The organism is Streptomyces sp. NPDC002324 (assembly GCF_053593335.1).
Genome location: NZ_JBSFCF010000049.1, coordinates 1 through 12,023 on the forward strand (window position 1 = coordinate 1; position 12,023 = coordinate 12,023).

At 72.1% G+C, this 12,023-nt stretch carries 10 protein-coding genes, 1 tRNA gene and 1 riboswitch; of the genes, 3 read left to right on the forward strand and 8 right to left on the reverse strand.

Going from position 1 to position 12,023, the window contains the following annotated elements:
- Nucleotides 1-174: 174 nt before the first annotated feature.
- From ACWCRJ_RS39000 to ACWCRJ_RS39020, 5 genes are all read right to left on the reverse strand, one after another.
- The gene (locus ACWCRJ_RS39000; RefSeq protein WP_450943746.1) at nucleotides 175-1,119 is read right to left on the reverse strand and encodes an aldo/keto reductase; all 945 of its coding nucleotides are present in this window, start codon (nucleotides 1,117-1,119) and stop codon (nucleotides 175-177) included.
- Between the two features lie 182 nt (nucleotides 1,120-1,301).
- Nucleotides 1,302-2,369, reverse strand: a complete 1,068-nt coding sequence (locus tag ACWCRJ_RS39005; RefSeq protein WP_450943747.1) for a M23 family metallopeptidase — start codon at nucleotides 2,367-2,369, stop codon at nucleotides 1,302-1,304.
- 10 nt (nucleotides 2,370-2,379) lie between these two features.
- Nucleotides 2,380-2,541: riboswitch (cyclic di-AMP (ydaO/yuaA leader) on the reverse strand.
- Between the two features lie 272 nt (nucleotides 2,542-2,813).
- Nucleotides 2,814-3,926, reverse strand: a complete 1,113-nt coding sequence (locus ACWCRJ_RS39010; RefSeq protein ID WP_450943748.1) for a PP2C family protein-serine/threonine phosphatase — start codon at nucleotides 3,924-3,926, stop codon at nucleotides 2,814-2,816.
- A gap of 156 nt (nucleotides 3,927-4,082) precedes the next feature.
- Entirely contained in the window at nucleotides 4,083-4,742 is a 660-nt protein-coding gene (locus ACWCRJ_RS39015) for a GTP cyclohydrolase II (protein WP_450943749.1), read from the reverse strand.
- A gap of 144 nt (nucleotides 4,743-4,886) precedes the next feature.
- Complete coding sequence (locus ACWCRJ_RS39020; RefSeq protein WP_450943750.1) at nucleotides 4,887-5,426, reverse strand: MarR family winged helix-turn-helix transcriptional regulator; 540 nt, start codon at nucleotides 5,424-5,426, stop codon at nucleotides 4,887-4,889.
- A gap of 155 nt (nucleotides 5,427-5,581) precedes the next feature.
- Between ACWCRJ_RS39020 and ACWCRJ_RS39025 the strand changes: the two genes are divergently transcribed.
- Together ACWCRJ_RS39025 and ACWCRJ_RS39030 are read left to right on the forward strand one after the other, a co-directional pair.
- The gene (locus ACWCRJ_RS39025; RefSeq protein ID WP_450943751.1) at nucleotides 5,582-6,739 is read left to right on the forward strand and encodes a dihydrofolate reductase family protein; all 1,158 of its coding nucleotides are present in this window, start codon (nucleotides 5,582-5,584) and stop codon (nucleotides 6,737-6,739) included.
- Between the two features lie 144 nt (nucleotides 6,740-6,883).
- A tRNA-Met gene (locus ACWCRJ_RS39030) sits at nucleotides 6,884-6,957 on the forward strand.
- Between the two features lie 118 nt (nucleotides 6,958-7,075).
- On the opposite strand, the gene ACWCRJ_RS39035 is transcribed toward ACWCRJ_RS39030, so the two are convergent.
- Nucleotides 7,076-9,361 carry an outer membrane protein assembly factor BamB family protein gene (locus ACWCRJ_RS39035; RefSeq protein WP_450943752.1) on the reverse strand — a complete coding sequence of 762 codons (2,286 nt, stop codon included), beginning with the start codon at nucleotides 9,359-9,361 and terminating at the stop codon, nucleotides 7,076-7,078.
- Nucleotides 9,362-9,806: 445 nt separating this feature from the next.
- Here ACWCRJ_RS39035 and ACWCRJ_RS39040 point away from each other — a divergent pair, with 445 nt between their 5' ends.
- Nucleotides 9,807-11,180: a chloride channel protein gene (locus ACWCRJ_RS39040; RefSeq protein WP_450943753.1), complete on the forward strand. Its 1,374-nt coding sequence runs from the start codon at nucleotides 9,807-9,809 to the stop codon at nucleotides 11,178-11,180.
- Nucleotides 11,181-11,257: 77 nt separating this feature from the next.
- Here ACWCRJ_RS39040 and ACWCRJ_RS39045 read toward each other — a convergent pair whose 3' ends face one another.
- Nucleotides 11,258-11,632 carry a hypothetical protein gene (locus tag ACWCRJ_RS39045; protein WP_450943754.1) on the reverse strand — a complete coding sequence of 125 codons (375 nt, stop codon included), beginning with the start codon at nucleotides 11,630-11,632 and terminating at the stop codon, nucleotides 11,258-11,260.
- Entirely contained in the window at nucleotides 11,632-11,991 is a 360-nt protein-coding gene (locus ACWCRJ_RS39050; RefSeq protein WP_450943755.1) for a hypothetical protein, read from the reverse strand. The genes ACWCRJ_RS39045 and ACWCRJ_RS39050 overlap by 1 nt, the downstream gene beginning before the upstream one ends.
- Between the last annotated feature and the right edge of the window lie 32 nt (nucleotides 11,992-12,023).

Below are 12,023 nucleotides of genomic sequence, written 5' to 3' on the forward strand. Positions count from 1 at the left end.
TGCCGTTGCGAGGGTGTTCAGGTCGTTCGTCACACATCGACATTGGACGCCCTCGCGCTCTGTCCGCAGGCCATCCCTTGGACTCATTCATCTAGTGCCTGTCGGCGGTCCACGGGCGGGCGGTGTGCCCGTGGTGGCCGCTCACGGGGTTCCCCGCTCCTCGGGGCTCGTGGGCTACGCCGAGGCCTCGGTCAGGCGCCGCAGTTCCTCGGGGGTGAGGGTGAGGTTGGCGACGGCCAGGAGGTCGGGGAGCTGGTCCACGGTGCGCGCGGAGGCGATCGGCGCGGCGACGGTCGGCTGGGCGGCGAGCCAGGCCAGGGCGACGGTGGCGTGGGCGGCGCCGCGGGACCCGGCGATCTCGTCGAGGGCCGCGAGGACCCGCGTGCCGGCCGGGGTTTCGAGATACGCTCCGGCGCCGGCCGCACGGGGGCTGTCGACCGTCGTGCCGGGGCGGTACTTGCCCGTGAGGAAGCCCTTGGCGAGGGCGAAGTACGGGACGGCGGAAAGGCCCGCGTCGGCGGCGACGGACTGGAGCGGGCCCTCGTAGGTGTCCCGGGAGACCAGGTTGTAGTGGGGCTGGACCGCCACGTAGCGGGCCAGGCCCTCGGCGTCCGAGAAGTCCAGGGAGGCCTTCAGGCGTTCGGGGGTGATGTTGGACGCGGCTGTCGCGCGGACCTTGCCGGCCTTCACCAGGTCGTCGAGCGCGGTGACGATCTCCTCGACGGGCACCTCGGGCTGGTCGAAGTGGGTGTAGTAGAGGTCGATGTGGTCCGTGCCGAGGCGGGCGAGGGAGGCGTCGGCCGCGGCCTTGATGTTGGCCGCCGTCAGGCCCTGGTACTCGGGGTGCTGGCTCACCTTGGTCGCGATGACCACGTCGTCGCGGTTGCCCCGGGACCTGACCCACCTGCCGATGATCCTCTCGGACTCACCGCCCGTGTTGCCCTCAACCCAGGCCGAGTAGGAGTCGGCGGTGTCGACGAAGTTGCCCCCGGCGGCCGCGTAGGCGTCGAGGACGGCGAAGGACTGGGCCTCGTCCGCCGTCCACCCGAAGACGTTGCCGCCGAGGGAGAGCGGGAAGACCTCGATGTCGGACGTGCCCAGCTTGCGAAGAGAAGTCATGTGCAACGTCAACCGTCGCGGCGGACGCCCGCATTCCGCGCCGGCGTGAACGCCATGTGAAGCCGTGGGGCGGCAAGGGGTCGGGGGCCGCGGCGGAAGCGGTCGCCGGCACGCGCGTATGACGAACGCCGCGCGGTCCTCACGGACTCACGCGGCGTCGCCGCTTCGTTCTCCGACCGGCTCTACGGGGTCAGACCCTTGCTGCGCAGCCACGCCGCCGGGTCGATGCCGCTGGCCGAGCCGCCCGGGTGGACCTCCATGTGGAGGTGGGCGCCGGTGACGTTGCCGGTGGCGCCCACGCGGCCGATGACGTCGCCGGTGGCGACCTTCTGGCCGACGCTGACACCGATGGAGGACTGGTGGGCGTACCAGATCTCGGTGCCGTCATCGAGGGTGAGGACGGTCTTGTAGCCGTAGGAGCCCTCGTAGCCGGCCTGCGTGATGGTGCCGCTGTGGACGGCCTTGATCAGGGTGCCGGTCGGGGCGGCGAAGTCGAGGCCGGTGTGGTATCCGGAGGACCAGTAGGGGCCGGCCTGACCGAAGGTGGAGGTGAGGGTGTACGAGGAGGTCGGCAGCGTGAACTGCTTGGCGAGGGAGGCGAGACGCTCCGCTTCCTTCTTCGCCGCGGCCTCCTCGGCCGCCTTCTTCTCGGCGGCGGCCTCCTTGGCCTCGGCTTCCTTCTTCTCCTTGGCGGCCAGCTCGGCGGCCTTGTCCGCGGCGGCGGTCTGGGCGGCCTCGGCGGCGGCCTTGTCGAAGGCGTCCTGCTGGGACTCGGCCTGCGCCATGATGCGGGCGCGCAGCGCCTCACCGGCGTCGGCGGTGCCCTGTTCGGTGTCGGCGGCCGTCAGGCCGGCGCTGCTGAGGGGGGATCTGGAGGCCTCGGGCTCCGGCTGGTCGGCCTCGTCCTCGTCCTCGAAGACCGAGCCGACGTTCGGCATGTCGGGCATCGAGATGGACACGGGGGCCTTGCCGGACTGCGCGCTGGCCATGCCGGCGCCGCTGACGGCGGCTATGACACCGACACCGAGAACCGTGGAGCTGCGGGCGAGACCGCCACGAGCGAGTACGCCGGTCTTCTTGGCGACGCGGTGCCGACCGCGAGCGGGGCGAAGGGAGTCCTCACTGGGATTCCACTCCTGCCAGGGGCCCTCGTTGTCGCTGTTGTAGCTGCCGTAGCCGAACGTCTGGCTCTCGCCGTCACGCTGGTCGGGCACGAACGGGGCTTCGGTCGCGGACCGGTTCGACGCCACGTGGGCGTACTCCTTCCTTCCTCCTCGCCTACCGGGTTAGCTGACGGGTTCGGAGCAGGAAGGTCTCCTACGCGCGTAAACCGGTCGTGCGCACTGCCACGACGGTCTCCGTGCGATTCACCCCAGGGTGGTGGTTCCCCGGTTCCCTTGCGGGATTCGGCGCGTGAGCACGGAGCCGTCTCTTGTGACGGCTGGGACGACCGCGCTGCGTTATCGAACGTTAATAGACGCGAGTACTCCATTCCAAGCTGTTCCGAATGATCGTTCCGGCGTTCCCGGTGGACTTTACGGGTCATGAGGGGTTTAAAACGGGCGAGTTGACTTGCCTCACGAGTAACAAAAGTTCTGACGCCATATCAGCAGACCTACGGAAGACGGTCGAACAAACACGTTCGGTGACATTCGGTGACAGGAGCGCCTCCGAGCCTCCGTGCCTGCCGGATGTCACGGGCGGCGGACCGCCAGAAGGGCCATGTCGTCCGTCGTGCGGTCGCCCGTGTGCCGGCGCACCTCGTCCGCCAGGGTCGTCAAGAGGGCGCGCGGGGCGGAGAAGACCCTGCCGGACAGGCGCTCGGCCGGGTCGTAGAAGGCACCGCGCGCGTCCCGCGCCTCGGAGAGACCGTCCGTGTAGAACAACAGCGTGGCGCCGGGCGGAAATTCGGCCTCCTCCGCGCGGTCGGGCCAGGCGCCCAGGTCCTCCATGCCCAGCGGGAGGGCCGGCCGCCGGGCGTCCAGGGTGCACAGGGTGCCGTCGGCGAGCAGCAACAAAGGCGACGGATGCCCCCGGTTGACGATCCGGGCGCGTCCGGCCCCGTGCGGGAACTCCGCCAGAACCGCCGTCACGAACCCCTCGTACTCCACCGCCGCGTCCCGCAGCGCGGCCTCCCGCCTGGTCGTCTCCCGGGCCAGCGCCCGCTCCAGCCGCTGGGCGACCGCTTCGAGCGTCGACTCCTGCTCGGCCGCCTCCCGGAACGCGCCGATCAGCACCGCCACCGCCGACACCGCGCCCAGCCCCTTGCCGCGCACATCGCCCACGATCACCCGTACGCCGTGGGGCGAGTCCTGCACCGCGTACAGATCACCCCCGATCGACGCCCCCGCCTGCGCGGCCTCGTACCGCGCGGCGATCTCCAGCCCGCCGATCCGCTCCTGCGGCACCGGCAGTACGGCCCGCTGCGCCGCCTCGGCGATCTCGCGGGCGGTGGCGAGCCGGGCGTCGCTGCGGCGGACGAGGCGGTTGATCAGTACGGCCAGTACGGCGACGGTGGCCACCGTGGCGATCTCGGTGATCGCGTCCACCTGACCCGTGTCGCCGTAGTAGCCGCGCACGGCGCTGACCCCGGCGACCGAGGCGATTCCGACGATCACCGTGCCGAGCAGCGAGAAGAGCGGGGCCGCCACCAGGGGCGAGGCGGTGAAGAAGGGGACGGCCGTGAACTCGCGCGGGGTGAAGTGGTCGTAGAAGAGGCCGATGGTGATGAGCAGGGCCGGGAGGACGCGAAGGAGCGTACGGACGTACGAGAGCCGCCACCCGCTCGGCTCCCTCACCCCCGCCACCCCTTCTCGCTGCCCACGGATACAGGGTTTCCGGCGATGGAGCCCGGGGCTAGTCGACGGGGCCGATTGGGCTAGCGGGAGGGGAGCCGGCAGGAGGGGCCGGCAGGAGGGGGAGGAGGGGCCGGCGGGAGGGAGCGGAGGGGGTGGACCCTGGATTCAGCCCGCGGTCAGTCCCGTCAGTCCCGTCAGCTCCGGCAGCTCCGGGAGGGGGAGCGTGTGCTGGGTCTGGAGGACTTTCGCGCGGAGGTAGCGCACGTTGTGGGCGGTGGTGAAGACGCCGGTGGGGACGCGGTGGCGGACGCCCATGCCCAGGTCGCGGAGCTGCTGCGCCTTGTCGGGGTTGTTCGAGAGGAGGTCCAGCCGGTCGATGCCGAGGGCACCCAGCATCTGGGCCGCCGCCGTGTAGTCACGGGCGTCCTCGGGCAGGCCGAGCGCCGCGTTCGCCTCGTAGGTGTCGAGCCCCTGGTCCTGGAGGGCGTACGCGTCGAGCTTGTTGTAGAGGCCGATACCCCGGCCCTCCTGGCGGAGGTAGAGGAGGACGCCGCCGCGTTCGGCGATCCGCTCCACCGCCTCGCGCAGCTGCGGACCGCAGTCGCAGCGGGCCGACCCGAAGACGTCGCCGGTCAGGCACTCGGAGTGCAGCCGGACCAGCGGGTCCGTGCCGGGGGCGGGGTCGCCGAGGACGAGCGCCAGGTGCTCCTGGCCGTCGACGAGGCCGTGGAAGGTGACCAGTTCGGCGTCTACGCCGTAGCCGTCCTGGAAACGCAGCGGCACCCGGACGCGGGCACGCGGGGTGGCAGCGGGAATGTCGGGCATGCGGGATCTCCGGTCCTGGTGCGGGCGTCGTCATGCTTCAGATTTGAAGCATGACGCTCGGCAGGACTCTAACCCCTGCTTCAAATTTCAAGCAACCTCTTTGGGATGCCTCACATTCCCGCGACCCGGGAATAAACGCGAGACCTACTCCCCGGACGGACCGGCCTGGCTCGACGGACACGCGCGGCGGCGCCACGGCAGATCGTCGGAGCCGGGGGCCGCCTGCGGGTCCCCGCCCTGGATCGCCGTCGCGATGGACGCGCAGATCTCCTCGAACTGACCGATCTGCTCGGGGCTGAGATGGTCGAAGACGGCCTTGCGGACCGTTTCGACATGGCCCGGCGCCACCCGCTCCAACAGGCCCATGCCCTCGTCGGTGAGCACGGCGACACTGCCCCGCTTGTCCCACTGGCAGTCCTCGCGCCGCACCACGCCGTCCTTCTCCAGCCGGGTGACGACATACGTCAGCCGACTGCGCGTGATCTTCTGATGCTGGGCGAGATCGGTCATCCGCATCCGCCGGTCCGGCGCCTCGGAGAGGGAGGCCAGCACGGAGTAGTAGAGGTGCGGCAGACCGGCCTCCTGCTGGAGCTGCCGGTCGAGCGCGTCCTCCAGGAGCGAGCTGGCGGCCACGTAGGCACGCCAGGCACGCTGCTCGTCGGGGGTGAGCCAGCGGGTCGTCATACGTACAGTGTAGTTATTGTTTAAAACTTGAACCAAGCCCCGCCGGAACGCCACCCCGACCGGCCCCACCGCCGTAGTCCCATCCCCACCACCGAAGTCGCAGCCTCACCGCCGTAGCCCCATCCCCACCGCCGTCACCGCCAGGGAGCGCGTCCATGCCCCAGCCCTACGTCCTGTTGTCCGCCGCCGTCTCCCTCGACGGCTTCCTGGACGACACCGGGCCCGAGCGGCTGCTGCTCTCCGGCCCGGCCGACTTCGACCGGGTCGACGAGGTGCGCGCGGCCAGCGACGCCATCCTGATCGGCGCCGGCACCCTGCGCACCGACAACCCCCGCCTGCTGGTCAACTCCCCCGAGCGCCGCGCGGCCCGTGTCGCCGCCGGACTCTCCGAGTACCCGCTGAAGGTCACGGTCAGCGCGTCCGGCGATCTCGACCCGGCGGCCCAGTTCTGGCACACGGGCGGCGCGAAGGTCGTGTACACGACGGACACGGGTGCGGGGCGGCTGCGCGACCTGGGCCTGCCGACCGGCCCGAACGGGGTCGACGTGGTGTCCGTCGGCCCCAAACTGGAGTGGCCCGCCCTCCTCGACCACCTCGCGGTCGTACGCGGCGTCCGGCGCCTCATGGTCGAGGGCGGCGGCCTCGTGCACACCCAACTGCTCCAGCAGGGCCTCGCGGACGAGGTGCAGCTGGCCGTGGCACCGGTGTTCGTGGGCGAGACGGACGCGCCGCGACTGTTCGGGACGGGCGCGTATCCCGGGGGACCGAGGAGCCGGCTCCGACTGCTGGAGACCCGGCCGGTCGGCGACATCGTCCTCATCCGGTACGCCCCCTCCGTCCCCGGCGCCGGGAAGGCCGTCTCCCCCGCCGACCGCCACTGGCTGGCCCTGGCCTGCGAACTGGCCGCCGCGTGCCCGCCCTCGCGGACCGCGTTCAGCGTGGGGGCCGTCGTGGTCGCCGAGGACGGTACGGAACTGGCCCGGGGCCACTCCCGCGAGGGCGGCGACCCCGTGGTCCACGCCGAGGAGGCGGCCCTGGCCAAGATCGACCCCAGCGACCCGCGTCTCGCCTCCGCCACGGTCTACAGCAGCCTGGAACCGTGCGCCCGCCGCGCCTCCCGCCCCGCGCCCTGCGCCCGGCTCGTCCTGGACGCGGGCATCCGCCGTGTCGTCACGGCCTGGCGGGAGCCGGACACGTTCGTCGAGGACGCGGCGGTCGGGAACGCGGTGCTGGCGGCGGAGGGGGCCGTGGTCGTGGTGCTGGGGGAGTACGGGGGGCGCGCGCAGGCGCCCAACGAGCATTTGGTCGGCTGAGCGGGGGCTGGGCCGGCAAGGCCCGGCGGGGGCCCGACGCCGACGCGCCGGGGCCTGACGCGGACCTGCCGAACGCGTCGCTTTCGGCCCCCGAACAACCCGTGTGCTTGGGGTCCCGCAGATGGCGTACACTGGTTTCAACGACGCGGGGTGGAGCAGCTCGGTAGCTCGCTGGGCTCATAACCCAGAGGTCGCAGGTTCAAATCCTGTCCCCGCTACTGAAGGCCGAAGGCCGGAATCCGATCAGGATTCCGGCCTTCGGTGCGTGCGGCACCCGCGCTCGCCCGCTCACCGCACGGGGGCGGCTCGCAGGGATCCCTCGCCGGAGGGCCATGGTCAGCGGCTGACCGCGAAGACCGTGCCGTCGTCGTTGCCGACGTAGACCGTGTCGTCGGTCGCCGTGGGCGAGGAGCGGATGTCCGCACCGGTGCGGTACGTCCACAGGGATGTGCCGGTGTCCGCGCGCACGGCGTAGAGGTTGCCGTTCTTGCTGCCGACGTACACGGTGTCGCCGAGGACCGCCGGTGACGAGTAGACGACGGCCCCGATGCCGAACTTCCACCTCTGCCGCCCGGTGCGGGCATCGACGGCGTACAGGTTGCCGTCGTCGCTGCCGACGTAGACGACGCCGCCGGACACGGCCGGCGAGGACCCGACTCCGCCTCCGGTGGCGAAGCGCCAGCGGAGGTCACCGGTGTCGCAGTCGACGGCGTACAGGTTGCCGTCGTAGCTGCCCAGGTAGACCACCCGGTCGGCGACCGCGGGTGAGGACTTGACGTCGCCGTCGGTCCCGAAGGCCCAGCGGCGTTCGCCCGTCGCCACGTCGACGGCGTAGAGGCGGGAGTCCTCGCTGCCGACGTAGACCTTGTTCCACGCGACGACCGGGGAGGAACGGATCCGTCCCTTGGCGGCGAACGTCCACTTCCGGTCCCCGGTACGGGCGTCCACGGCGTACAGCCGCGCGTCGTCACTGCCCGCGTAGACCACCCCTCCGGCGACCACCGGTGACGAGTTGACCTCCCCGCCCGCGCTGAACTGCCAGCGCTGCTCGCCGGTCTTCACCTCGACGGCGTAGAGGTGGTAGTCCGCGCTGCCGAAGTAGGCCAGGCCACCGGCCACGGCGGGGCAGGTGTAGACGCCGTTGCCGGTGCCGAACTGCCAGCGCGGCTTGCCGGTCTCGGCGTCCAGGGCGTACAGGTTTCCGTCCTTGCTGCCGGCGTACACCAGGCCGCCCGCGGCGAGGAGAGCGGGCGCGACCGGGCCTCCGGTGCCGCGCTTCCATCTCGGCTTTCCCCGGGTCGGTACGCCGTCCGGGTCCTTCAGGGTGCCGTTGCCAGACCCCTGGTCCGGCTCGTTCTCGCGACGCCCCAGCAGATAGGTGCCCGCGCCCACGCCCCCCGCTCCGGCGAGCGCGGCCAGCACCCGCCGACGGGTCGGCGCACCCGCGCCACGGTCCGCCGCGCGCGACGGGCCGGAGGTCGGCCGCCGGGGCGCCGATCGTTCCGGTACGTCCCTCTTCCCGGAGTGCTGCGGCTGCTCGGGCGGCGACGGTTGCGGTGGTGGCCGCCGATCGATCCAAGTGAGGGGACCGCCGTCCGGTACGCGCGGGTCCGCGGGAAGGCGCGGGTCCGGAACGCTCGGGTCCGCAACGCCCTGAGCGCCCTGAGGGACCGTCCCACTACCCCCGGCGGTCGCGGACACCCCGTCCCTCTCCCCCGCGCGGCGTACCGAGGAGGCCACGGATGCGGGCAGCCAGGCTCCGCCGTGCAGGGCGAGGGTCACGGTGTCCGCGCCGTACTCCGTTTCGGGCACCGGCAGGATGAGGCCCGCGAACTCGGCGAGAAGCTCCGCGACGGTGGGCCGACGGGCCGGAACCTTGTCCAGGCAGCGGCCCAGCAGGGGGCGCAGCCCTGCCGGGACGGCGGACAGGCCCGGCTCGTCGTGGACCACGCGGTAGCCGACCCCGATCGACGAACCGGACCCGAAGGCACCCTCGCCGGTGGCGGCGAAGACGAGTACCCCGCCGAGGGCGAACACATCGGCGGCCGTGCCGGCCCGGCCACCGGTCAGTTGCTCGGGCGACATGAACGCGGGGGTGCCGATGACACCGCCGCCGCGGGTCAACGCACTCGATCCGGCGGTGATCGCGATCCCGAAGTCGATCACCTTGGGTCCGTCGGGGGCGAGCAGCACGTTGGAGGGTTTCAGATCCCGGTGGACGAGGCCCGCGGTGTGGATGGCCTGGAGCGCCTCGCTCAGACCCGCGCCGAGGGCGTGCACCGAGGTCTCGGGCAGCGGTCCGTGGCGGGCGATGGTGTCGTCGAGCGAGATGCCGGCGACATGGACGGTGGCCAGCCACGACGGCTCCCCGTACGGATCGGCGTCGACGACCGCGGCCGTGAACGCCCCGCTGACGGCCCGGGCGGCCGCCGCTTCCCGGGCGAAGCGCTGCCGGAACTCGGGTTCGTAGGTCAGCTCGGGCCGGATCGTCTTCACGGCGACCGCCCGGCCCCCCGGCGACACACCGAGGTAGACGCGCCCCATCCCACCCGCGCCGAGGCGCCCCACGATCCGGTACGGCCCCACCTGCCGAGGGTCGCCGCTCTCCAGTACCTGCGCCATGGGCCCCCGCCCCTTCCGAGGGCGATCGCCCCCCCGACCCCCCGAACGCCTTCCGGTCCATGATGTCCGCCGCACACGGAATCCGCACCACACTGTGCGGTCGGACGCGACACGGACCCACGAAGGTTCCCGAGCCCCTCCCCCCGCCGATGCCCCTCCGACTCTCAGCCGTGGGCCCGCGCCGTGAGATAGGGATCGCGGCGGAGAACCTCGCGGCTGCCGAGAAGGGTGCCGGCGGCCAGGCGACGTCTGAGCCCATCAAACGGGGCCGCCCCCCTCACCGACGTCACACGCTCAGCCCCTTTCCGCGAGCCTGCTCCGGGGCGGCGTGCCAGGCTCGGGAGCGCGCCGGGTGTGTCGGCCGGCGAGGCGTTCCGGTGCGTTCCGGTTCGGTGGCAGCCGTCCGTGGGAGCGGAACGAGCCCGCACCCGCGAGGAGGCTGCGCATGCCGGTCGGTACGGACGGGTCCGGGGCCTCCTCGCCTGTGGACCCGAGGACGCTGCTGCGGAGCCGCGCCTACCTCGTCCTGCTGTTGATGGCCGCTCTCATCGGCGTACCGGTGTCCGCGGCGGCGTTCGGGTTCCTCGCGCTGGTCGGGGAGGTCCAGCCGCTGCTCTACGCGGATCTGCCCAAGTCTCTGGGGTTCGGCGGAACTCCGTCCTGGTGGCCGCTGCCGCTGCTCGCCGTCGGGGGACTGCTGGTAGGTCTGACGGTCCGATACCTGCCGGGGCACGGCGGTCATGAACCGAGCGCCGGGTTCCAGCCCGGCGGTGTGCCCAAGCCCGTCGAGCTGCCCGGCATCTTTCTCGCCGCCTTGGCGACGCTCTGCTTCGCCGCCGTCCTCGGACCCGAGGCACCCCTCCTGGCACTCGGCAGCGGGCTCGCCGCCGGTGCCGTGCGGCTGGTCAGACGCGATCCGCCGGAGCAGATGAACGCGGTGCTGGGCGCGACGGGGAGTTTCGCGGCCGTCAGCTCCCTGCTCGGATCGCCTCTGCTGGGGGCGTTCCTCCTGATGGAGGCCTCCGGGCTGGGAGGGGTGATGATGACGACGGTGCTGGTACCCGGGCTGCTGGCCTCGGGCATCGGTGCGCTCGTCTTCGTCGGGCTCGGCTCCTGGACCGGGCTGGGCACGTACTCCCTGGTCCTGCGCGACGTACCCGAGGCCGTGCGCCCGACGGCGGCGGAGTTCGGCTGGGCTCTGCTCATCGGTCTGTCGGCCGCGCTGGTGGCCGCGGGCATCCGATGGCTCGCCGTCCGGCTCAGGACGCGCGTCGAGCGGCGCCGAGTGGCGGCCACGGTCGTCATCGGCCTGGTCGTGGCGGGACTGGCGATCGGCTACGCGGAGGCCACGGACAAGCCGGCGACCGACGTGCTCTATTCGGGGCAGACGGCGCTGGACCCCTTCCTCACGCACAGTGCCACGTACTCGGTGGGCGCGCTGGCGTTGCTGGTGCTGTGCAAGGGACTCGCCTACTGCGTGTCGCTCAGCGCCTTCCGGGGAGGCCCGATCTTTCCCGCGATGTTCGTGGGAGCCGCGGGCGGCATCCTCTGCTCCCACCTACCGGGGCTGAGCCTGATCGCGGGGTTCGCGATGGGTATCGGGGCGATGAGCGCCGCGATGCTGCGCCTCCCCCTGGTCTCCGTCCTGCTGGCCACGCTGCTGATCGGGGTCGAGGGGGTCACCGTCATGCCGCTGGTGATCGTCGCGGTGGTGGTCTCGTATGTGGCTACGGCGAGGTTCACGCCGGGGCCCGTATCGGAGGCGGGGCATCGGCAAGGGCCGGGGGCGGGCGCGGGCGCGGGGCGACCGCAGGTATGAGTTGTTCGCCTCGCCTCCCGTCCGGCCGGCGTGGTACCCGGCGGCCGGACGGGAGGCAGAGCGCCCGCGGGCTGCGCCTACATCCCGCGTCCGGTCTCTTCGGTCTCCTCGACGTCGTCGGTGGCCTCGGTGTCCGGTACCGGCAGACGCAAGCCCCTGGACTCGGCGACACGCAAGGCGTCCGTCAGGCACTCGGCGAGACGGATGCCCGCGAAGCGGACCTCGGTGTACGGCGAGGCCGGGTCGTCCAGCACCGGACGGGCGAGGTCGAGTACGTCGGTGCCGGTGGCGAGTTGGGTGGCCTCCAGTTCGTCGGCGAGACGGGAGAGGGGGCCACCGTGGTGGTCGGTCATCAGATAGCAGGGCTTTCCGTCGGGCGACGGCCATGGCAGAAGCCGGAGTTCGAGCGCGGGCGCGTAGGCGGGTACGGGTGTGCCGTCGACGCGTTCCATCAGGCGGCCACCTTCCGCAGGCCGACCAGGTGCTGATCGAGGTCGACCCCGTAGTCGGCGGCCAGGACGAGCGCGAGACGGCGGTACTGCCGGAGGGCGGCCTCTTCTTCGTGCGCGGCGAGGTAGGGGCGGACCAGGGCGGAGGTGGAGCCGTCGATCGGGGCGTGCAGGCCGTAGGGGGAACGGTGACGGGGAAGTCCGGAGGACGCGGGGGCGGGAGCAGGGCTGTGGGGGTGTTGCCGTACGGCGGTGACGTGCAGGCAGAGGTAGGGACGGTGGCGGGTCAGTCGGCGTTTGCCGGTGCCTGGGGAGAACAGCAGGCGCAGCCATCGGAGGACGCGGGGGATAAGGTCGGTCATGTCGACGCTCCTGGTAAGCGTTGGCCGTGCCC

Bases quoted from the DNA above. Each gene is read 5' to 3' on its own strand.
- ACWCRJ_RS39000 (WP_450943746.1), bottom strand. From the start codon at position 1,119: ATGACTTCTCTTCGCAAGCTGGGCACGTCCGACATCGAGGTCTTCCCG.
- ACWCRJ_RS39015 (WP_450943749.1), bottom strand. From the start codon at position 4,742: ATGCCCGACATTCCCGCTGCCACCCCGCGTGCCCGCGTCCGGGTGCCG.
- ACWCRJ_RS39020 (WP_450943750.1), bottom strand. From the start codon at position 5,426: ATGACGACCCGCTGGCTCACCCCCGACGAGCAGCGTGCCTGGCGTGCC.
- ACWCRJ_RS39025 (WP_450943751.1), top strand. From the start codon at position 5,582: ATGCCCCAGCCCTACGTCCTGTTGTCCGCCGCCGTCTCCCTCGACGGC.
- ACWCRJ_RS39035 (WP_450943752.1), bottom strand. From the start codon at position 9,361: ATGGCGCAGGTACTGGAGAGCGGCGACCCTCGGCAGGTGGGGCCGTAC.
- ACWCRJ_RS39040 (WP_450943753.1), top strand. From the start codon at position 9,807: ATGCCGGTCGGTACGGACGGGTCCGGGGCCTCCTCGCCTGTGGACCCG.
- ACWCRJ_RS39045 (WP_450943754.1), bottom strand. From the start codon at position 11,632: ATGGAACGCGTCGACGGCACACCCGTACCCGCCTACGCGCCCGCGCTC.
- ACWCRJ_RS39050 (WP_450943755.1), bottom strand. From the start codon at position 11,991: ATGACCGACCTTATCCCCCGCGTCCTCCGATGGCTGCGCCTGCTGTTC.